Here is a 22,545-nt window from a genome sequence, read left to right as displayed (position 1 = left end):
ATAAGATTAGTATTGTAAGTCAGAAGCAACAGAGGTGTAATAAGCGATGAAGCTAAAGATGATTGTATGTCTTTTTCGCAGGAGGCATAAATTTAGCTACTATACAGGTGAATGTATTAGGTGTGGTAAGAAAAGAAATGTAAAATAAGTATCGTGACCCGGAACTCCTGGTTCATTTTTCAAAAGTATAGAAGTACAGATAGGTTAAAAATAGACGGGGTTTTACCCGAGGTAAGAGAGCTGCAATATGTGAATAATAGATAGGAAGTAGGTTTCTAGCATTTATAGAGAACCTACTTCCTTTTGTTTATTTATTACAGGTATGGCCGTTTTATTTAAGTCATTTTTACCATATCTATTAATTTAGTGAAACATCAGAACCGTCCCCACGTTTCAAAATGAAACATCAGAACCGTCTCGACGTTTCGTTTGCCCCCATTCAGGGTATGAAATCAAATAGAAGGTTTTTTGCCGATTTTATACCTATGGGGAGGTACAGTGATGAGCAATAAGGGGAAGAATGTGAATGAGTTTAGTAAAGATGAGCAGTTGGAGCAGTTTCGGGTGGATGATGATGGTCAACATTTGACGACGAATCAGGGATTAAAGGTTTCGGAGGATGAGTTTTCCTTAAAAGCGGGTGAACGTGGTCCGACCTTAATGGAGGATTTTCATTTTCGTGAAAAGATGACACACTTTGACCATGAGCGTATTCCAGAGCGAGTTGTGCATGCCCGCGGTTTCGGAGCCCATGGGGAGTTTGAAGTATATGAGTCCATGAAAGAGTATACAAAGGCGAAGTTTTTGCAGGATCCATCTGTTAAAACGCCTGTTTTTGTGCGATTTTCCACTGTAGCAGGCTCACGCGGATCCGCTGATTCCGTTAGGGATGCCCGTGGCTTCGCGACAAAATTTTATACTGAAGAGGGGAATTATGATCTAGTTGCAAATAATATTCCCGTGTTTTTTATTCAGGATGCAATTAAATTCCCGGATTTAGTACACTCTTTTAAACCCCAACCACATAATGAGATTCCACAAGCATCAACGGCTCATGACACCTTTTGGGATTTTGTAGCGAATAACCAAGAAACCGCTCATATGATTATGTGGAATATGTCCGACCGTGCGATTCCGCGCAGTTTTCGTATGATGGAAGGGTTTGGTGTTCATGCTTTTCGCTTTGTGAATGACCAAGGGAAAGCGCGGTTTGTAAAGTTTCATTGGAAGCCTAAATTGGGTGTTCATTCACTTGTTTGGGATGAAGCACAAAAAATAGCAGGAAAGGATCCTGATTTTCATCGCCGTGATTTATGGGAGTCCATTGAAAACGGTGATTTTCCGGAGTATGAATTAGGTGTTCAAATCATCGAGGAAGAAGACGAATTTAAGTTTGATTTCGATATCCTCGATGCGACAAAGCTGTGGCCTGAAGAAGAAGTTCCAGTAAAGATCATTGGGAAAATGACATTGAATCGGAATGTCGATAATGTTTTTGCTGAAGTAGAGCAAGCCGCATTCCACCCGGGTCATGTTGTACCAGGGATCGATTTCACGAATGATCCTTTGCTTCAAGGCCGTTTATTTTCCTATACAGATACCCAATTAATTCGCCTTGGCGGACCAAACTTCCATGAGCTGCCAATCAATCGACCGGTTGTTCCGATACATAACAACCAGCGTGATGGCTATGGACGTCAAACGATTAACAAAGGAATGGTGAGTTACCATAAGAATTCACTAGCATCAAATGCACCGATGCCTGCAACGGAAGAAGAAGGTGGGTATGTTCATTATCAGGAAAAAGTAGAAGGCAGAAAAATACAAGCCCGAAGCGATAGCTTTAAAGATCACTTCTCTCAAGCTATCCTGTTTTGGAACAGTATGAGTCAACCTGAAAAAGAGCATATTATTGAGGCATTCAGTTTTGAGCTTGGAAAAGTACAGAGTAAAGATGTACAGCAGCAAGTGGTTGATATGTATGCTAACGTTAGTGTAGAGCTTGCAAAGGCGATCGCGGATAATATTGGTGCAAATCCGCCTCAAGGAGAAGCAGCATCTAAAATAACAAAATCATCTCCGGCACTTAGCCAGGAAAATACAAAGAAAAGCCCTGAAACACGTAAAGTAGGTGTGATTATTAGCAATGATTTTAACGGCGCGGATGTATCGGACGTATTAAAAACATTAAAAGCTGAAGGCATTCAAGTCGAAATTATTAGTGATAAGCTAGGGAAACGCAAAGGTTCTGATGGTACAGAACTGGAAGTTGACCACACCTTCTTAACAAGTGATTCCGTATTGTTTGATGCTATCTATGCAGTCGGCGGAAATGTTGAAAGCAAAGAGTTTAACCAAAACGCAGCCTATTTCATTAAAGAGGCATTTTGTCACTACAAGCCGATTGGCGCCACCCACGAAGGCAAAAAATACCTTCAAGAGGAGAACTTAACAAACAGCCCTGGCGTCATAATTGGAGACGATATGAAACAATTCACACAAAACTTCATAAACGCAATAACAGCCCACCGCCACTGGGACCGGAAAATCGTTTAATGAAACATGGGGACGGTTCTCGCGTTTCATTACTGATCGAAAATATTCATTAGAGTTGATGTGGTGATTAGAATTTAGGTTGCTTAAAACAATAGAACCGCCCTAACATTTAACAAAATAAGGAAGCTGGAAACACATTTTAATGTGTTTCTTTTTCTGGTTGTTAAAGGTGAAGAAGTATAAAGAACTACGTTTTCGGGAATAAGGTTGAAGGGGCAACCTATTTATTAACGTGACAACCATGAAGAATGGTTTGTAACTCTAAAAAATAGGGTAAAAATGAAACGCGGGGACGGTTCTCGCGTTTCATTTGTCCATTTAAAGAATGACGAACCATTGCGGTGTTCCACAAAAAAGTTAATCTACTATATATAACTCCATGTTTAGTAAATGAACGGTGAAAATAAAAATATAGGTATCTTAAATTATTAAAAAAAGGAGAGGATAACATTGGAAACTTTATTTCAAGATGATTTAGAGAAGGAAAAAAGTCTCCTGATCGATAAATTAATTCGTCGAGGAATCTATAAAAAGGATAATACTCATTTATTTGAATTGAGTTTGTCTGATTTAGAGAAAGAATATAATAAAATTCAAATTAGTTGAAACGTGGGGCCAGTCCTCACGTTTTTTATTTTGGCTGCTGAGTATGAAGCGATGTGGCATTTGGAATTTATTGTTGAAACAGCAGAACCGTCCCGCCGTTTCATCCCGAATAATAATGAGTTTTATGGGGAGGTTAATGTTATTAACCAAAAAATGGGTGATGGATAGATGGCAGCAATTGTTTCGGTGGGTGAAGTGGTTCCACCTCACGTTTTGACACAGCAAGAAGTGATGAATTTTTCACGTAATCTTTTTTCTCAATCATTTAAGGACTTGGATCGACTGTTAAATGCCTTTAACAATGGGCTGATAGAGAAAAGACATTTTGCAAAAAAAATGGAATGGTATAACAAAGATCATTCGTTTAAGGAGAAGAATGATGCATTTATTGAAACGGCTGTAGACCTAGGAGCGGAAGCGATTACGAAGTGTTTGAACAATGAAGATTTATTAAAAAGACCGGTATCGTATTCAGAGATTGACGCGATCTTTTTTATAACGAGTACGGGAATCGCCACTCCTAGTATAGAGGCTCGAATTATGAATATCCTCCCTTTTTCTGAACAAACGAAACGGATTCCGATTTGGGGGTTAGGATGTGGGGGAGGGGCTGCAGGCCTTTCAAGGGCTTTTGAATACTGCCGAGCATATCCCGAAGCAAAAGTTCTCGTCTTAGCGGTTGAACTTTGCAGCTTGACCTTTCAACGTAATGATCATTCTAAAAGTAATTTAATCGGAACTTCCTTATTTGCGGATGGGGTTGCTTGTGTGCTCGTCACCGGGGATGAGGTTTCGCGTGAATTGAGTAAATTACCGTCAATCCCATACATAGAGGCGACACAGTCGACAACGATGAAAAATTCACTTGATGTGATGGGATGGAGCATTGAAAATGAAGGGTTGTTTGTGATTTTTTCGAAAGACATTCCTTCGATTATTGAAAAATGGTTAAAACCAAATGTTTCACAATTTTTGCAGACAAATGAGCTCTCAATGGAAGAGATCAATCATTTTATTGCACATCCTGGTGGTAAAAAGGTGTTGGATGCCTACACCTTATCTCTAGGGCTTGAACCAACGATGATTGAGACTCCGCTTTCCGTGTTGAAACAATATGGAAATATGTCATCTGTAACGGTTTTATTTGTCTTACATCGATTTCTAAGTCAAGGAAAACCGGGTGATTGGGGTCTATGTACGGCATTAGGACCAGGGTTTAGTTCAGAACTATTATTGCTAAGGTGGAAATAATATGTGGTTTTATTTATTTTTTACATTGATTGTTTTGCAGAGAATCGGTGAACTCATCATTGCCAAGCGAAATGAGGAGTGGATGAAGGCAAGAGGGGCTCAAGAGTTCGGACAGGAACACTATCCGTTCATCGTTTTCATCCACACGCTGTTTTTTATCGTCTTTTTTCTCGAAGTGATGATTGGAAATAACGAAATCAACCCCTTATGGCCCATCATATTAAGCATTTTTTTCATTACCCAATGTGTAAGGGTATGGGCACTGACTTCATTAGGAAGGTATTGGAATACAAAAATCATTGTGAAACCTGGAGTAGAACTTGTTAGTAAGGGGCCATATCGGTTTTTAAAACATCCTAATTATTTAGTCGTGACCATTGAATTTATTGTCATTCCCTTACTGTTTCAAGCTTACTTTACAGCCTTCTTCTTTTCAGTATTGAATGTCATTATTTTACGCATTCGGATAGCGGCTGAAGAAAGAGCGTTAAACTTGGCGGCGTCACAGTGACGCCCCGAAAAATCTTGTTTCACAGGGATGGTTTTTGTGTCCTATTTAATAGCCGGTTTAAACTACCTATTCCATATCCAAGCGTTTATGAATGTTTAGTTTGTTTGTCTTTTCATTAACATAGGCGTGGATAATATCCTCGCGTTTAGACTGTTGGCTGACAAGTGTTCCATTTTCCATATTTGTCTTCTACAGTCTTCCCCGTGCTTGACTAAAAGTGTAGGCCCCCTAAAAAGAAACGGTTCCCCCATTGCCATAAAGTTAATTTAGAGAACAGAATATGTAAGATTAAAAGAATGACCAAAGCAGATACAGTTAGATCGAACTCAGTGCTAATGAGCGGTTCGGATGCTACCGTTCCCACAATAAACATCCCCACTAATTAGCTTCGTCACAGTGACGCCCCGAAAAATCATGTTTCACAATAAAGGTTGGAGATTTTGTGTGCCAACTCGAAAAGTTTAATGCATGATTCGTGTTCCTCTTAATATAATGGGAAAGGATGGAAAGGCAACTTCGCATGTGGTCACAGCAAGCCGTCACAGTGACGCCCTGAATGAATAGACGCCACGAAAATGTCGAAAAACAATTCCCATTTCCTGGGAAATTTTGTTAAAATATAATTGTATTTGTAGAATAATAGACTAAGAGTATTTCGGTGGGAGGAAGAGATGTGCATAGGAGGTTAAACACGAGAGGGAAAATTGCAGTTTCTATTCTTTTAACTGTCATCATCGTACTTTTGTCTGGATTAATTGGTAACAATGAAAAGAAAGCCAGTGATCCTAAACTAGAAGATTCATTGAAACGGTTATCTTTCTCGTCGGAGCCAGTGGCGACTTTTTCTGATTCTAAATTAGGTCAATCGATTGTTGAATGGGAAATCGAGACAAGGGAGGCCCTTCGAAAGGAAGAAGCTGCTAAGCAAAATCAGATTGATCAGCAGGAAAATGCAGTTTATCTTACCTTTGATGATGGACCGTCAGACGTTACAGGGCAATTAATGGATATCTTGAACGATTATGAGATGCAAGCTACTTTTTTCATGCTGGGCCCAAGAATAAAGGAATATCCGGATGCTGTGAAGCGGATGCATCAAGAAGGTCATGGACTTGCCCTGCATGGGATTACCCATAAACTGGATAGAATTTACAGTAGTACATCTTCACCATCATTAGAAATGATTGAGGATCAGGCTATTTTGGAATCCACAACAGGAGTTCGCTCTGACATCATCCGTCTCCCATACGGCAGTTTTCCCTATTTAACTGAGGAGATGCGCTATAGACTGTGGCAGCATGGGTTCCAAATATGGGATTGGAATGTAGATAGTCTTGATTGGGAATTTAATAATCGACAATATGTCCAACATACCATCCAAGAAATAGAAAAAGTGAAACAAATAGGTGAAATCCCCAATATTCTTCTTCATGATCGACAAGAGACCGTCAACTACTTACCAGAACTGTTATCTTATATTAAGAGTCAAGGCTATAAAACGAAAGTGTTGACGAATGAAATGCCTCCTTTAACCTTTCAGTGTGAAGGACGCTGTCGACCGGTATCTAATTCAACGGTTGGGAGGTAGGCTAACGTGAATCGGTTACTGGCTGTTACGATGATTTTATTTTTCACAGCTTTTCTAATGGGTTGTCAATCCGATGAAAAACAGTTAAATAAAATGGTTAAGCTGATAGAGGAGTCTGCTCCGTTTGAAAAAGATTTCGCTGCCAATCAAAAGAAATTAGATGAAGCGAGAAAAAATGCGCAATCAGTCTACCTTGATCTAATCAACCTCAACTACGATGATAAGGACCTCATAACACAAAAAATAAATGAGGCCAATACATATAGGGAAGAACAAGAAAAACGGCTGGCAGAGGCAGAGGAAAACTTCCAAAAAGCTTATGAAACGACTGTAGCCATTGAGAAACCTATGAAAAAGATCAAAAATGAAGATCAAAAGAAGCAAGTATTCGAATTAGTTGTGATGATGAACGAGAGAAAGAGATTAATAGAGGATTTCTTTGAGGCCTACCATGAAACCTTAGAATGGGAGAACTCCTTTTATCAACAACTAGCAGATGGAAAGTACCCCTTAGAAGACCTTGACCAGCAAATTCACAAAATAAATAAACACAATCAAGATATGGAAGAAATGATCCACCAATTTAATCAATTTACGGAAAAATATAATGAAGGAATAAACGACTTTCTGTGAACCATTGATACGCACGGTTCTAAAGTTTCCTTGATTTTTTCCAATGTGAAACGGAGGAATGGCGACATCCTCCGTTATACTAATTTTATGGATAAAAATAGTACAATACAAAATTACAGCCGAATCAAAGGCAAATGGAAGGGCATGTGTTCAAATTGAACTCATGCCCTGTTAATATTCGTTCTTGCTTTTTGGAAACTGCGTTTTAAGATAGTGACTTAAATTCCGTCATTGCTCATTCCCAAATGGCTGATGCCCACTCTGGGTGATCAATAAAAGGATTACGATTATGTTGGTATTGACTGTATATGAGTTCGTTTCTCTGTCGTTCAAAATCGTCTACAGGATCTTCTCTATGCCATTGAAGCAATACAGATAGTTTTCCATGATAAGGTTGGGAACCGTTATTGACTAAATGATTTAATTCCAAATCAGGTTCTCCGCTGTCTCCTTCATAACGTACGGCCATGTAGAATAACATCCGGGCTACATCCCCTTTTACCTGATCTCTTGGCTCCCAAGAGTCGGAGTCATAATAGTTTCCAGCAGCTTCTGCATGTTCCCTGCCTCCATTATCAAAATCAAGATTCCCCCTTGAACTATTGACACTAGCATCTGTTGGACGTAAGTGATGTAAGTCCGTTCCGGCGCCCATACTTGTTCCAAAGTCTCCGTGTGATTTGGCCCAAACATGCTCACGATTCCAATCATCTACACCCGCACCATTTGCATATTTTCCTTGAGACCGTCCAGTATAAAAAAGAATAACATTACTAGAGTTACTAGGGTTTTCATCAGTAACTCGAAGTGCATCCCATACATTTGAATAAGATAGTTCTGTATGATCATCAATAATATTATGTAAAGCGGTTTTTAGGGCTTCACCTGTTTTTCCGTATGCAGCATCATAATAACCACTTGTTGATGGAGCTGGATCTGGCTGTGGTTCTGGCTTAGGATTGGTTGTTTGTCCTTCTTGTAGTTCAAAAGCTGAACTATTTTTTAACCCAACATGGGAAAAATAAGCGGTTAGTGTCCCAGTCACTTTTAGTTTTTTACCCATCAAGGAAGGATTCGAATTTAAACCATAGGCTGAGCGAAATGAGGAGGGAATTTGAACATAAATCATATTCGCTGTATTCGTCTCCGTTGGGCTATCCGCTAAGGCTAGTGCATAATTATTGGGAAAATTAGACGTAATCACTGTACTTGTTGAGATGGGTTGTCCAACAACATAGCCTTGAATGGTTTTAATGGAGTTATTTTGATTATTCATTGCCTGTGAAACAGAATAAGGCGAAGACCATGATCCATCTTCGGTTGCCGCATTTGTTAGATAAATTTGATAAGGCTGAAGCAATAAAAATACAATAAACAGTACACAAAATAATAGCCTGATTTTTTGATTCTTTTGCATACATTCTCCTCCTCTAAAATTTATTTAACAGCTAGAGATTATCTAGCTTAACGACAATACTACCTTACTATTATTAATATTTAGCCTATTATACATAAACATACTGTAAAGCTTCGTATACCTAGGAACGCTGGGACAGTTGAACCATCCCAGCGTTTCATTTCCACTTTGGTGAAAAAAACATTTCTGAGTGGAAATAATGGACAAGGGGAACAAGCTTCATTGGACCCTTTTATCACCTTTATTGAAGAACCTCATTATGTAGACGGTACGACAACCGACAAAGCAACGTTAGAGTTTGGCCTTCTTTTTGGAAGAAACAAGCTTTCTAATCGCACGATCCGAGTAATGAATAAATATCGATCGACGATTTTGTTTAAGGGGAGTAGAAATCTGTAGTAAGGGTAATTAATTGACAAAGAATATTGTTTAAATTAAGATTATGCTGAATTTAAAGTATTTTACTTAAGGTTAAATTAAAATTTAAAAAATGGAGGGAAACGTGTTATGGCAAAGGCTTTGGCAACTGATTTTTACACTGCACTTAAGGAAAGACGTTCATATTATGGAATCAATAAAGAGGTAAAAGTATCTGATGAAAGAATTAGGGAAATTGTAGAATTTGCTGTAAAATATACTCCATCTGCTTTCAATTCTCAAACAGCTCGTCTAGTTGTATTGACAGGGGAAGCTCACGATAAATTATGGGACATTACAACTGAATCGTTAAGAAAAGTAGTTGGTGATGGGGACTTTTCAGGAACTCAACAAAAAATGGATTCCTTTAAAGCAGGTTATGGAACGGTATTATTTTTTGAGGAGGAAGCTATAGTTAAGTCGCTTCAAGAACAATTTTCCTTATATGCTGACAACTTTCCAATCTGGTCACACCAAGCATCAGGTATGCACCAGTTAGTGGTTTGGACAGCATTGGAAGCAGAGGGACTGGGAGCCTCTTTACAACACTATAATCCACTAATCGATGATGAAGTGAAAAAAGAATGGAATATCCCTGAAAATTGGAAGCTTATTGCACAAATGCCATTTGGTAATCCAATAGCCGAACCAGGCGAAAAGGAATTCCTACCACTTGAAGATCGTGTGAAATTTTTCAAGTAATCAACCAGTATCCTATGAATCCGGCTTTAAAGATACCGTCAAAACAATGGATGGTATCTTTTTTCGTTTAATAGTATTCAAGGGAGTATAGGCTGTCCCTCTGTTTAACCGTTTAGTGTTGGAAGGAATCTATTAAACATGTTAAAAGAGACTCCCATCATTAACCACGTCACAGGGACGCCCCGAAAAATCTTTTTTCACAGAATGTTTCATTGACGCTATCTGTCGTGGTCACAGTGACCACCCGATGGTCACGGGCAAACTTAAAAGCCCTCAATTATTAGCTACATCTAACAATTGGGGGCTGTTCAATGGTTTTAGCTATTTTTCTAAAGATTGTTGTTTTATAAATTTAATAATTGTTTTAAAGTTTAGGTAAATATATTATAAAATAAATGGTTTTTAATTTAGGAGCTGGATGATTTGAAAGATTTTTCTTTAGGAATCATTAGTATTTTATTAACTGTGATTATTTACGAAGGGGTATCAACACCTATAGGCTTTAACTATAACTTTTTTAGTGACCAATTTAACTTGTTATCATTATTAGTTGATATAAGTCTTTTCGGAGTAATCTTTATGCCAATTTATTTTGTTGCAAAAAAAGTGATATTTAGGAAAAAAATTAGACCTTAAAAGTTTAAGGTCTAACTAATAAAAATTCTAAGCATTTCACCCTTATTTTATTAGACTTTTGGCACGATGAAATAAGCTTTTGCTCAACTCGATTTTCAAAATCTAATTAACAGCCATGACTTACCCATGTATTTCCTGTTGTATCTTTTCTAAAGTTTGTAATAGTTGGGTGTGCTGAACGGGTTGGCTCAGAAAATAACCTTGGATGATGTCTCCGTTGAGTTGTTTCCAGTCTTGATATTGATTGCTGGTTTCAATTCCTTCTACAACTACTTGCAGATTAAGGTTATGAGCCATGTCAATGATCGGCGAGATCACCGGTTTTAACTTATTGTTCTCTATAAGACTCGTTACAAATTTCTTATCAAATTTAATCACATCAAGAGGTAAATGAATCAAATCCGCAAAAGAGAAATAGCCATTCCCAAAGTCATCAAGAGCAATCATAAAGCCTAATTTTCGTAGAGAAATAAGTGTCGCTTTCAGCTTTTCTTCCCTATAAAGACGGCTATTTTCCGTAATTTCAAAGATCAATCTGTCCTTATCGACTCCATTTTTTTCACAAATATCACAAATACTGCTTACAAAATCAGGGATTAACAGCTGGGTAATAGAAAGATTTATTGAAAATTTGATTGGCAAATCATAATGTGCATCTATTAGTTTGATATGTTGACAAACTTCCTTCAAAATCCAGTAAAAAATTTCATTCGATTTTCCCATCGATTCTGCAATTGGAATAAATTCATCGGGTCTAATCTCACCTAATTTAGGATGGTTCCACCTAATTAGCGCTTCGACTCCAAATATTTTTTGCTCGTTCAACTGTAGTTGAGGTTGATAGACGACATATAATTGCTGATCTCTCACCACATAGGAAAGGTCACTTTCAATAAGAACTTGGCGATAAGCCTTGTCATTTAAATTTCCTTCATAAAAACAATACTGATTGTCTCCCAATTGGCGTGCTCGTATCATCTCTGTTCTTGCAAGCAATTTAAGATCGGCAATTGTATCCCCATCGTACGGAAACATACAGATTCCCATGTTTAGACTGATGTAAATGCTTCTTTGCTTTAACGTATAGGGTCCTGAAAGAGATCTATAAATTCGTTTAATAATCTCTCTGCATTCTTTTTCGCTTACATCCATTAATAATAGTAAAAAGTCATTTTCATTTATCATTCCCGCTGAGTCAATCTCTCGTATACACTTATTGAATCGTTCAACCATCATCTTTTTCAATCTGGTGACTAAATCAGCTTCTTCATCTACATTGATTTCAGGGGGTAGAAAGGTTCTTACATAACAAATAGCCGTAGACATATGAAATCTTCGACAGAAAGCCATATTCATTTGGAGTCGATCCACTATTAATTCTTCACTCGGTAATCCTGTTTCATGATCTAATAGACTAGCTTTAGTTTGCGCTTTCATGAAAAAACCTTCTTTGTAGAAATATTATTTTCCCTTATTCCTATCCACATCATGTAAAAAACGATCAATAATATTAAGGCCATCTGCTTTCTCATATTTATAGAAAAAGTTATAGTCATCCAGCAATTTAGAAAACTCATCTTTTCCATAACAATTCGTATTAAAATATAAGAGATAAATCTCAAAGTGTGAAAGCTGGGCACGGATGATATCAATATATTCATTTTGTTCTTCCATAGATAATTTGTCATTATTTTTTTGAACCCATTTAAATAGCTGGTATAGATTTCTATAATAATGAGTAAATTTATCTTTATGCAGGGAATCGAGCGTGCTCATACTCTGGTTTAATAACTCCAACTGATTTCCATGACTCCCATTAAATTCTTTAGACTTGTACAAATAGATTCTTATTAAATCATTGTATACTTTATTAAAGAATGGTCTTCCAGTAACTATCCTAGGCTGATCTTCACTCTTAGGTTCACTAATATTCGCATTGTCTTGTTCTTGGTTATCATTCTTAGGTTTGTTTTCGTCCGGATTACCTTTTTCTGGGCTCTCATTTTCAACCTGATACTTTTTTAAACTTTTCCATTCCTCTTTCTCATTATATTCTAAGCTACTAACAATGCTATTATGTAAATTCAATAGTTGAAAGAATATGTCCCCAATCCTTTGCTTTGCAGCATCCATTCTTTGCTTTTCTAATTGTTTACTTTGAGTTGTAAACGATAAATAGGCCAGGAAAACAGCCACAATGGTTAGGAACGGAGTAGTAATCCCACTAAAAAAGCTTCCAATTTCGCCATAATCGGTGAAAGTAAACTCATCAAACCTGCTACTTTGCAATAAATAAACGAACGACAAAATAATGAATGTAAGTACTAAGATGATTCCAAGTAGACCTTTACCTTTAAAATTTTTCCATCTGTCCTTGAGAATATCACGGATTCTTGGATCTTTCTTAATCCCTTTATTATCCCTTAGATTTGGAACTTCTCCTTGTTTCAATACTTTATGCCCCTTTCTATATTAATCTAGTTAACAAGATTATGACATAAGAACTAAATTTTAAACAATAGAATATTATAAAAATAATAAATAAATAAATAAACTTCATCTCCACGTCACCACCTCCACGTCACAGTGACGCCCCGAAAAATCTTGTTACACAGTTTACTTTTCATTAGGTTCGATTCAAAGACATTGTCTATCTATAAATACTGGTAGGCTGAAAATTAAGTATATCCATCTCATTTAATACACTCTTACTATTCTTTGATAATATAAATAAAATCTACCTGGGGATATCGTACTATTAAAGTATTCCTATTAATGGTAATATGAAATTTACAATATTTTGAGAACAAGTGGAAACAAATGAATAAATGTAATGAAATGGTGTTTTATGGTCTCTTTTTGGGATGGATGATAAAACTTTATGTTATAGGAAAAACTGTCGCTTAGATGAGTTTATGGAGTGGAAAAATGCTTGAATATAAACAATATAATAAAGAAAATGTAGAAACAGTGGTTTTTGTTCATGGATTTGGTTCGGATTCTAATGCCTTTTATAAGCAAATGCGCAGTTTTGTTAAGAAGTTTAACGTAATTGCAATTCATTTGCCCGGTCATGGAAATTCATCAGATACGAGAAGTTATGGAGGAAATTTTAACTTGGATTCTGTAATAGAAGCCATGGTACAAACATTAAATCAACTTAAAATTTATAAAGCACATTTTGTTGGCATTTCTTTAGGTTCCGTTGTACTACACTATTTTCTTCAAAAACATCCAGAATATATAAATAGTATGGTGTTAGGTGGTGCGATTACACGCTTTAGCCCAATTGCTAGAACCGCCTTACGAATATTCAACCTCACGCATGGAGTCCTGCCTGCATTATGGATTTATTCTATAATGGGACAATATATGCTACCAACTAACAAACTCAAAACTACTAGAGAGATATTTTATAATGGCGTCAAACAGATGAAAAAAGGTAATTTTATAGATTGGCTGAGGGTATTAAATGCTGTCGACTTCTCTTTTGAAATACTCCATGACCATGCAAAAAGTATTCCTAAGCTATATATTTCGGGAGTAGAAGACATTCGCTTTATCGATTATCTTTTGAAAGATATAAAGAATGATTTAGCTGCAGAGGTCATATTACTTGAAAACTGTGGTCATATTTGTAATATGGAAGACCCTAAAACTTTTAACACAGCTTCTGTTGAATTTATAGAGCGTTATACCAGATCACAGTGACGCTCCTGAAACACCGTCACGTCAACACTCTGATTGTAGAGAACGCAGGATATTCCTCGGTTCCACGGAATATCTAAATTCAATATTAAATAAAAAAGAGACTCCCATCATAGAGTCTCTTTTAAATATTCCGTTTCTCTTAACTTTGGATGGATTGGTTTGTAATGATAAAGAGCACTTTTGCTTTTTTGTAGAACCACAAGGAAAAACTCGATCATCGGACCCATTAACAAACAAACCGCAACAGTTCCAATGCCAATCGGGCCTCCTAATAAAAATCCTGCCAAAAGAGCGCCGCCTTCTATTAAAGTCGTAGCAACTCTTACAGATAATCCAAATCTTTTATGTACAACCAACATAAAAGTATCAATCGGTCCTGCTCCTAGGTTGGAAAAAATGGTGAGAGCCGCACCTAGAGAAATAAGGACTGTTCCAAAAATTAAAAAGAATATTTGCCAGATCAACGTGGCAGGTGTGATGATAAAATCCAAGTATAAAAATAAATCAATCAACAAACCTAAACAGATCACATCTAAAATGGTTCCAATTTTTAACTTTTGTCTATGTAAAATAAAAGCAATCGTTAATAATACGATGCCTGTTGAGATCGAGGCAAAACCGATTGAAATTGAAGTTTTTTGATGCAAGCCTATGTAAAGTACATCAAATGGCTGAACTCCTAATTTAGAAACTTTAATCATATGTACGCTACCTAACGATATTGCTAATAATCCAACCAAAAACAAAATTACCCTCTTCGTCATTTCTCTCTCCCTTTTAACCGGCAAGTACTTTAGCAACTTTTCAATATATTAAATATATACTATTTTTTAATAATACTTTGTAAAGATTTTATATACTTTACCATCATTAATCGTTAAGGTCAAAAGCTCTGCCTAAACCTCCGCGTCACAGTGACGCCCCGAATAATCTTGTTTCACGAGGTTGATAGTTTATAGAGTGTGATACTTCGAAGTTTTTGTAATTACTATCCCAAAAAGCCATCTAACTGTATTATTTGTTATTTTTTTTGTACGACGTTACCTTACGAACCAAAAGATACGGTCTCATTACCGATTAACATAGAAGAGAGTTTAGGATTAAAATTAATTATAATTTTGCGAAAATTTTATATTTTTAAAATTAAAAGAATATGATATAATAATTCTACTTTACATGAGAGGGGACAATCAGAAAAAAGTATGGGTTTTGTTGACGTTCTCGACCGTTTTCTACTAGGTTTAATGGATACCGCATTATGCCGATGACAGTGTCCGCCCTCTGACTAATAAACAACATAGAGTAATCATAGTTGATTGGGAAAGTGGAACACAAACGGGAGACTAAAAAATATCGAATCAATCAACAGATAAGGAGTGGGGGATATGTTGTTTCGCTATATTATGATTGGATTTTTATCTGTAACGGCCATTCAAATGTTTGTTTTTCAAGCTGTTTATATTTTCCAGGCATTTGCTGATTACTTTAATAGTAAATAGTATCGTAATAGTAAATGGGCATCGTCACAGTGACGCCCCGAATAAGATAGAGTCTGAGAAAAGGCAAATCAATAAGGTTGGGTTCTGGCAAGTTGGCGTACCTGTCTCTTTAATAAATTTGGTTGTTTTTACCTTAAATATAATTCAATAATGTAGATTCCATCGTTTTCACTCCTGGTCAGAGTAAGTATTTGGAAGTTCTGTGATAGATACTTCTATTTACGATGAAAACGGTGGATTTTTTTATTTCCTCCTCTTATTTCCTTCATTAGCAACGCTCCGAAACGCTAAAGTCCGCGTCACAGTGACGCCCCGAATTAGCGGCGCTCCGAAAAATTGTGTTGCCGCGAAATTCAATCTTCCCCAAAGGTTTTGTTCATTTTGTTAATCTCCTTTTAGGTAAATGTGAAAGTTTTGTTTATTTTCTAATCATTTTCTAATGATTCTTTAAGTGTTTGTTAGTTTTTGGCTGGTAGATTACTAGTAACAAAAGAATTTGGAGGTATCATTATGAAAATAGTTATTGTACCATCTGGCTTTAAAGAATGTTTGGATGCAGAGGAAGTCGCTATAGCGATGGAGCGTGGCGTAAAGAGTTTTGATCCGCTCATTGATATGGAAGTGATCCCGATGATGGATGGTGGGGAAGGGTTTGCAAAGGCGATCACCAAACTAAAAGGTGGAGAACTGATTTACAAAGAAGTGACAGGACCCGTTGGAGAGAAGATTACCGGTCATTTTGGGATTTATGTAGAGAATGATAAACGAACAGCAGTGATTGAAATGGCAGCGGTTGCTGGGTTGAAGCTTGTTCCACGTGATCAACGAAACCCATTGAAAACCACAACTTATGGAGTAGGAGAGTTAATTTCGTTTGCCCTTGATTTAGGCGTGGACCATATTTTAATCGGTTGTGGGGATTCGGGGACATCCGATGGGGGTGCAGGAATGGCACAAGCATTAGGAGTTCAGTTTTTTGATCAGAATCGTCAACTCGTTCCGATCCATGGGGGAGAAGATTTATTGAAGGTGGACCATCTCGATCTAACCCATTTAGATGAGCGTTTACATACTGTAACGATCGATGTTGCCTGTAACTGGAAGAACATTTTATGCGGGGAACAAGGAGTTGCACGGGTGTTTGGACCACAGAAAGGTGCGACACCTGAACAGGTTGAAAAATTATCATTGGCTCTAGAACATTATGCAACACTCATTCAAGAAGAGGTAGGAGTAGACGTTCGTTCTTTACCAGGCAGTGGAGCTTCAGGTGGCTTAGGGGCTGGACTTATTGCCTTTACCGGTGCCATCTTACATCCACGATTCGATATTATTATGGACTATATTGATATAGAAGATAAAATTAAAACAGCCGATATCGTGTTAACAGCGGAAGGAAGTTTAGATTTTCAAACGCCAAACGGAAAAATTCCTGCGGAGGTAGCACGTATTGCAAAAAAATATGGGATTCCAGTTATTGCTATAACGGGAACGATCGGTAAAGGAGCGGATTTAAACTATCAAGCAGGAATCGATGCCTTTGTTAGTATTATTCCCAAACCAACCACTTTAGAGAAGTCCATGATAAAAGCACCAGAGTGGATTGAAAAAGGTACGGAGTCCGTGTTACGACAAATTGCAATTGGCTTTGAAATGGCTGAAAAACAAATGTTAAAAGAGGGCGTTTCTTAACTATGATACCAAGTTTAGAGGAACAACAAATTGAAAAAAGTCATCCCATAAAAACGTGGATCCAACAATTATCGACAAAAGCTTTAGCGATTATCAGTATCCATGTCCTTATTTTAGTCGTCGTTCTTTTAATCGACGGTCTAAATTATAGTGCAAAAATCTCTTTATTTGCGTTCTTATCAGCGATGACGTTATGGATTACGACGAAAATACCTGCTGGATTTGTAGCTGTTGCATTGATCATGTTCATCATTATTATGAATGCAGCAGATCCTGAATTGTTATACCATTCACTATCAGAGAAAGTAGTATGGTTAATGGTTGGTTCATTTATCATTGGGGAAGCGGTGAAACAGTCAGGGTTAGCCGAACGGTTGGCTCAATCCATCTTGAGAAAGTCAAATAAAAAAGGCAATGTGCTCATTGGGATTTGTTCGGTTATATTCTCAACCGCCTTTTTTATCCCGTCTACCTCAGGTCGTGCAGCGTTATCGATGCCAATTATAAATCAGTTAGGTCAAAAGTTTTCGACGAAAGAACAAAGTGTGTTGGCTATTTTAGCACCGGTTATCATCTTAATGAGTACATCAGCAACCCTCATCGGTGCAGGATCTCATTTAATTGGAATCGGTTTACTTGAAAGCACGGTGGATCAAACCATTTCGTATCGTCAATGGTTGGTTTGGGGGGTCCCTTTTGCGATCGTTGTTTCCTTTCTTTCATTTTTTATCATAAAAAAGACTTTATGGCCAAAAGGTGAAGGGAAGGAGATCGAAAACGTCCAAAGGGTTTCTCGAATGAGGGAAAAACAACCGTTGAATCAAAAGGAAAAAAAGACACTTGTCTTGCTTTCATTATTGATTGTCGGCTGGGTAACTGAAAGCATCCATGGGTATGATATTGCCTTTGTAACCATGGTCGGTGCGATCTTAGCGATGGTGCCCCATTATGGAATGATTAGTTGGAAACAAGGCATGAAGTCGGTATCCTGGAACTTGATTGTATTTGTTGCTGCAGCCACTGCACTGGGAAAAGTGCTCGTTGACACAGGGGTTGTAAAATGGATTGAACAAGAAATGCTTCATGTCCTCCATTTATTCGTAGGTGCGCCAGAGTGGCTCATTGTTTTGATTATTTTGCTTGTAACGGTTACAAGTCATTTGTATATTACATCCCATACCACCCGTGCGATCGTGTTTATTCCAAGTTTAATCGTATTTAGTGAAACGATAGGAGTGAATCCTTCTACGGTCGTTTTTTTAAGTTTAATCGGTATGAACTATTGTGTTACTGTTCCCGTCAGTTCTAAGGCTTTATTACTATTTTATGAGGAGGGGAGAATCTCGTATAATGCTAGTAATCTATTAAAGATTAGCATCCTATTAATGCCCCTTTATATTTTAATCATGATGATGTTTTATTTTTCTTATTGGCAGTGGACGGGGATGGAGTTATAGATGAGGTGTAAGAATGGATCACATTTTAATTATTGAAGATGATGAGGGAATTGCCCGAGTCATTCAACTCGAATTGGAACATGAAGGGTATAAGGTCAGTATAGCTCATACAGGGAGAGATGGGCTATCCATTTTAGAAAAGGAAAAAATTGATTTAGTTCTCTTAGATGTCATGATTCCTGAATTAAATGGAATGGAAGTGTTAAGACGGATTCGGCATGAGGATAACGAGATTATTGTCATTATGTTGACGGCACGTAATACCGTTTTCGATAAAGTAAGCGGCTTAGACGCAGGGGCGAATGATTATATGACTAAACCATTTGAAATTGAAGAATTGCTCGCGCGTATTCGTACGAATCTACGGTTTAAGCCGAATGCGGTCTCTCCTGCAGAGTCTAATGTACACGTCATTCGATCGGTGACAATTGATACAAACACGAGAGAAGTATATAGAAATAACCAATTAATTGATTTGACCCCTAGGGAGTACGACCTCTTGCTTTATCTAGTTGAAAATAAAAACCGGGTACTTGAACGTGAACAAATTTTAAATAAAGTATGGGGAATGGATTTTTACGGAGATACAAATGTTGTCGGTGTCTATATTCGATATTTGAGGAAAAAACTAACGGATTCGAAGGAAGATCCGTTTATACATACGGTTCGAAGTGTCGGCTATATGGTGAAGGATTGATGTTGTGAGGTTACGAACGTGGATTCAACTTTCGACCACTCTTGTATTAATTGTATTACTACTTATCGCAAATACGGCGATTTATTTCATCTTTAAAAATTCAGTGATTTCTTCTGAGATGAATCGATTAACCAATACATTGAATCATACGGTTATGGAACTCAACTCTAACTCCAATTTATCGATGGAACAAGTATTACAAGCGTATTTAATTAGTAATGGCATGATTCGTGTTGTTGATCGTAACAGCAACACGATCATTCAAGTGACAACGAACAATGACTATCGAAACATACAGAGTGAATATAATGATGATCAATTTGAAGAAGTCGTCTCTTATAAAGAATCGATGTTTGTCGTTGTTTCCATTCCAACCATTGGTGAAAATGGAGAAATTGTCAATTTGCAAGTAGTCGAGAATGTGGACGTCTTTTTTGAAAATATTCATGATTTAAAATGGGTATTTGTGTATGCAACCATCATCAAGGTGTTGATTCTCTCTTTAACGAGTCGATTTTTAGGACGAATCATTTCTTTTCCGATCCAACGTCTGACTCAAACGATGAGTTTAATCGAAAAAAAGGGCTCATTTGAGAAAATATCGATCACGCATGATACGAAAGATGAATTAACAGAAATGGCCATGACGTTTAATCGAATGATCACAAGGTTGGAAAAAAGTTACTTAAAACAGGAACAGTTTGTTTCAGATGCTTCTCATGAGCTGAAAACGCCTTTAACGGTCATTGATAGTTATGTGAAAATATTAAATCGATGGGGGAAAGAGCGGCCAGATATATTAGAGGAAGCGATTCATTCCATTGCGTCTGAGTCAGGCCGGATGAAATATTTAACGGAGCAATTGTTGCTTTTAGCAAGATCAGAAGAATGTATAGAAAGTGAAAAAAGGCTAGTCAACATCATCCCAATCGTAGAAGACACGATTCACCGGTTACAGCAAGCTTTTAAACATGAGATTTATTTGAAAAGTGAACAAAGAGAGATTTATATGAACATACATGAACAGAGTTTTGTTCAAGTCCTTATTATTTTGTTAGATAATGCCAAAAAATATAGTGATGATCATATTGAGGTAGAGCTGAAGGAATCAGATAAAAGTGTGATCATAAGTGTAACGGATAAAGGAATTGGAATTCCAGTAGAAGCCCAAGCCCATGTTTTTGATCGATTGTACCGGGTTGATAAAACAAGAAGTCGTAAAACGGGAGGATCTGGCTTAGGTTTATCCATTGCCAAGCGAATCGTCGAACAACAAAATGGTTTCATCACCTTAGAAAGTGATGAAGGACGTGGATCCACTTTTACCGTTACATTTCCAAAGTTGGAGGTTTAGTTAGTTGAAATTGAAAGTTGGTCTTATTGCGTTTATCATTGCAGGCTTATCGTATTCATTTTATCTAGTTTTTATAAAAGATTACCCTCCTACGATTTCAGAGAAAGAAGCGGAAGCCATTGTTACAAATCTTTATGGAGGAGAAGTACTCGATACCAAGGTGGATCCAAGTAACAGCACCTATCAACTGAAGCTTGACCATGAAAAAGGAATTTATAGGGTATCCGTTCATAGGAAAACGAAGAAAATTAGTAACATCCAACTTATTGAGAAAAAAGAAGCCTTGCTATCAATGGAAGAAGCTCAAAAAAATATTGAGAAGGAACTAAGTGGTAAGGTTACCCAGATCAACCAAATCGATAAAGAAGGGAATCCTCTCATAGAAGCAACCGTTGAGAAAAATAACAAGCATTATCGAATTGAATATGATTTGTTGCAAAATATCATTGTCTCAAATACAGAAGTGAAGAGTAGTGTTAAACCACCCCTTTCTATTTCAGAAGAACAGGCAAAAGAAATTGCGTTGGAACAAATCAAAGGGCAAATCACAAATTTATCCATTGTAACGAACCAAAATGGAAAGCATTATAAAGTAACCGTAGATGATCAAGCAGAAGGTGCCCATGTCTATGTTCAAGCAAACACAGGAAACGTATCATCCATCTCTTGGTATGAGGAACAACCAGATCCGGACATACAACAACCACAATCGGACATACAACAATCGGCGTCGGAAATACAGCAACCGAAACAGGTCAAACAACAACCAAAGCCGATCATACAACAATCAACCGAGCCTAAGAATGACGAAAGTAACGACAGTGATGATGATGACGACGTAGATGAAGAAAGTGACGACGAAGACGATGATGAAGATGACTAGTACGGGGCGTCACAGTACGGGGCGTCACAGGGACGCCCCGAAAAATCTTGTTTCACAGAATGTTTCACATCGGGTTCTGTGTTAGAGACCAATGGAAATAAAAGAGAGTAAGCAATTAGAAGGTGATGATTCCTATATTGAATAGGGGTCATCTTTTTTAGTTCCACTGATATCGAAGCTAGAGGTCTCACTCTGGGTCACAGTGACGCCCCGATTGGAAACAGTGGCGTTCGTTCCTTTGTCCCATGAGGAAAACATCATGAAATAATAGAAAAAGTCTATATAATAGTCTATTAATTAAGAAATTTACAAGGAGAGAAAAAATGAATAAAAGGATTTTTGTATCTTTTGCACTTGCATTTACACTTCTTTTATCAGGTGGATTTGTAAATACGGGCAAAGCAGAAGCAGCGGATTGGTCTGAAAGAGGAAGTATTTGGACAACTTATTATCATTCTGGATACTTCTCAAACTATGTTTATCAAAGAACATTCCAACCAAGCCTTAGTAGTCCTAGAACGATTTTAGCAGGAGTGAGTGCGAAGAGCTCTGCATCAGGTAGTTTTAAAGTGGAGTTACAGAGATGGAATGGAAGCTCTTGGTATACATATAGAACCAAGTATGCTACTAAAAACGGTTCAACCTCATTGACCTTTTATGATGTAGCAAGTGGATCCTACCGTATGAAGTTTACAAATATCGGATCAACAAGAGTCAATTATACATTTTGGGTAAAACAATAAGCATAGAATAATAGAGCGGGGAAGAATCCCCACTCTATTGCTTGTTTATATCTATTTGGTTAGCGCCGTCACAGTGACGCCCCGAAAAATCTTGTTTCACAAGTATATAACCTTGAAATAATATGTAACCTTGTGCTACCTAAAACCCATTGAAGGATTAGTAAGGTTAGTAGATAAATAGAAAACCATCTA

At 37.3% G+C, this 22,545-nt stretch carries 20 protein-coding genes; 16 read left to right on the top strand and 4 right to left on the bottom strand.

The window, feature by feature from the left end; genetic code table 11:
* Nucleotides 1–501: 501 nt before the first annotated feature.
* The 7 genes from R4Z10_RS19380 (at nucleotide 502) to R4Z10_RS19350 (ending at nucleotide 7,145) form a co-directional block, all read left to right on the top strand.
* On the top strand, nucleotides 502–2,556 hold the full coding sequence (locus R4Z10_RS19380) for a catalase (RefSeq protein ID WP_338470907.1): 2,055 nt from the start codon (nucleotides 502–504) through the stop codon (nucleotides 2,554–2,556).
* A 450-nt stretch (nucleotides 2,557–3,006) separates the two neighbouring features.
* The gene (locus R4Z10_RS19375) at nucleotides 3,007–3,162 is read left to right on the top strand and encodes a Fur-regulated basic protein FbpA (protein WP_338470906.1); all 156 of its coding nucleotides are present in this window, start codon (nucleotides 3,007–3,009) and stop codon (nucleotides 3,160–3,162) included.
* Between the two features lie 30 nt (nucleotides 3,163–3,192).
* Complete coding sequence (locus R4Z10_RS19370; RefSeq protein ID WP_338470905.1) at nucleotides 3,193–3,330, top strand: hypothetical protein; 138 nt, start codon at nucleotides 3,193–3,195, stop codon at nucleotides 3,328–3,330.
* Nucleotides 3,331–4,413 carry a 3-oxoacyl-[acyl-carrier-protein] synthase III C-terminal domain-containing protein gene (locus tag R4Z10_RS19365; RefSeq protein WP_338470904.1) on the top strand — a complete coding sequence of 361 codons (1,083 nt, stop codon included), beginning with the start codon at nucleotides 3,331–3,333 and terminating at the stop codon, nucleotides 4,411–4,413.
* Nucleotide 4,414: 1 nt separating this feature from the next.
* Nucleotides 4,415–4,924 (top strand): isoprenylcysteine carboxylmethyltransferase family protein, encoded by a 510-nt coding sequence (locus R4Z10_RS19360; protein WP_338470903.1) that lies wholly within the window; start codon nucleotides 4,415–4,417, stop codon nucleotides 4,922–4,924.
* A 673-nt stretch (nucleotides 4,925–5,597) separates the two neighbouring features.
* On the top strand, nucleotides 5,598–6,512 hold the full coding sequence (locus tag R4Z10_RS19355; RefSeq protein ID WP_338470902.1) for a polysaccharide deacetylase family protein: 915 nt from the start codon (nucleotides 5,598–5,600) through the stop codon (nucleotides 6,510–6,512).
* Nucleotides 6,513–6,518: 6 nt separating this feature from the next.
* Nucleotides 6,519–7,145 (top strand): YkyA family protein, encoded by a 627-nt coding sequence (locus tag R4Z10_RS19350; protein WP_338470901.1) that lies wholly within the window; start codon nucleotides 6,519–6,521, stop codon nucleotides 7,143–7,145.
* A 235-nt stretch (nucleotides 7,146–7,380) separates the two neighbouring features.
* Here R4Z10_RS19350 and R4Z10_RS19345 read toward each other — a convergent pair whose 3' ends face one another.
* Nucleotides 7,381–8,562, bottom strand: a complete 1,182-nt coding sequence (locus R4Z10_RS19345; RefSeq protein WP_338470900.1) for an endonuclease — start codon at nucleotides 8,560–8,562, stop codon at nucleotides 7,381–7,383.
* Between the two features lie 171 nt (nucleotides 8,563–8,733).
* On the opposite strand from R4Z10_RS19345, the gene R4Z10_RS19340 reads away from it, so the two are divergent.
* Nucleotides 8,734–8,961 carry a hypothetical protein gene (locus R4Z10_RS19340; protein WP_338470899.1) on the top strand — a complete coding sequence of 76 codons (228 nt, stop codon included), beginning with the start codon at nucleotides 8,734–8,736 and terminating at the stop codon, nucleotides 8,959–8,961.
* Nucleotides 8,962–9,081: 120 nt separating this feature from the next.
* A complete protein-coding gene (locus tag R4Z10_RS19335; protein WP_338473284.1) occupies nucleotides 9,082–9,681 on the top strand; it encodes a nitroreductase family protein in 600 nt (199 codons plus the stop codon).
* Between the two features lie 756 nt (nucleotides 9,682–10,437).
* On the opposite strand, the gene R4Z10_RS19330 is transcribed toward R4Z10_RS19335, so the two are convergent.
* Nucleotides 10,438–11,754 carry a GGDEF domain-containing phosphodiesterase gene (locus R4Z10_RS19330; RefSeq protein WP_338470898.1) on the bottom strand — a complete coding sequence of 439 codons (1,317 nt, stop codon included), beginning with the start codon at nucleotides 11,752–11,754 and terminating at the stop codon, nucleotides 10,438–10,440.
* A gap of 24 nt (nucleotides 11,755–11,778) precedes the next feature.
* Nucleotides 11,779–12,768 (bottom strand): putative phage abortive infection protein, encoded by a 990-nt coding sequence (locus R4Z10_RS19325; protein ID WP_338470897.1) that lies wholly within the window; start codon nucleotides 12,766–12,768, stop codon nucleotides 11,779–11,781.
* 477 nt (nucleotides 12,769–13,245) lie between these two features.
* Here R4Z10_RS19325 and R4Z10_RS19320 point away from each other — a divergent pair, with 477 nt between their 5' ends.
* Nucleotides 13,246–14,028 carry an alpha/beta hydrolase gene (locus tag R4Z10_RS19320; protein ID WP_338470896.1) on the top strand — a complete coding sequence of 261 codons (783 nt, stop codon included), beginning with the start codon at nucleotides 13,246–13,248 and terminating at the stop codon, nucleotides 14,026–14,028.
* Between the two features lie 107 nt (nucleotides 14,029–14,135).
* Here R4Z10_RS19320 and R4Z10_RS19315 read toward each other — a convergent pair whose 3' ends face one another.
* Complete coding sequence (locus R4Z10_RS19315; RefSeq protein WP_338470895.1) at nucleotides 14,136–14,792, bottom strand: hypothetical protein; 657 nt, start codon at nucleotides 14,790–14,792, stop codon at nucleotides 14,136–14,138.
* 1,245 nt (nucleotides 14,793–16,037) lie between these two features.
* On the opposite strand from R4Z10_RS19315, the gene R4Z10_RS19310 reads away from it, so the two are divergent.
* From R4Z10_RS19310 to R4Z10_RS19285, 6 genes are all read left to right on the top strand, one after another.
* Complete coding sequence (locus R4Z10_RS19310; protein WP_338470894.1) at nucleotides 16,038–17,219, top strand: glycerate kinase; 1,182 nt, start codon at nucleotides 16,038–16,040, stop codon at nucleotides 17,217–17,219.
* Between the two features lie 2 nt (nucleotides 17,220–17,221).
* Nucleotides 17,222–18,676, top strand: coding sequence for an SLC13 family permease (locus tag R4Z10_RS19305; protein ID WP_338470893.1), 1,455 nt, complete (start codon nucleotides 17,222–17,224; stop codon nucleotides 18,674–18,676).
* Nucleotides 18,677–18,689: 13 nt separating this feature from the next.
* Nucleotides 18,690–19,373, top strand: coding sequence for a response regulator transcription factor (locus R4Z10_RS19300; RefSeq protein ID WP_338470892.1), 684 nt, complete (start codon nucleotides 18,690–18,692; stop codon nucleotides 19,371–19,373).
* Nucleotides 19,374–19,377: 4 nt separating this feature from the next.
* On the top strand, nucleotides 19,378–20,727 hold the full coding sequence (locus tag R4Z10_RS19295; RefSeq protein WP_338470891.1) for an ATP-binding protein: 1,350 nt from the start codon (nucleotides 19,378–19,380) through the stop codon (nucleotides 20,725–20,727).
* A gap of 4 nt (nucleotides 20,728–20,731) precedes the next feature.
* Nucleotides 20,732–21,610 (top strand): PepSY domain-containing protein, encoded by an 879-nt coding sequence (locus R4Z10_RS19290; RefSeq protein WP_338470890.1) that lies wholly within the window; start codon nucleotides 20,732–20,734, stop codon nucleotides 21,608–21,610.
* 323 nt (nucleotides 21,611–21,933) lie between these two features.
* Nucleotides 21,934–22,353 carry a hypothetical protein gene (locus tag R4Z10_RS19285; RefSeq protein WP_338470889.1) on the top strand — a complete coding sequence of 140 codons (420 nt, stop codon included), beginning with the start codon at nucleotides 21,934–21,936 and terminating at the stop codon, nucleotides 22,351–22,353.
* Nucleotides 22,354–22,545 lie beyond the last annotated feature (192 nt).

Source organism: Niallia sp. XMNu-256 (assembly GCF_036670015.1).
Lineage (GTDB): Bacteria > Bacillota > Bacilli > Bacillales > Cytobacillaceae > Bacillus_BD.
Note: the sequence above shows the minus strand (reverse complement) of the source record. Positions and strands in the feature narration are given on the sequence as shown.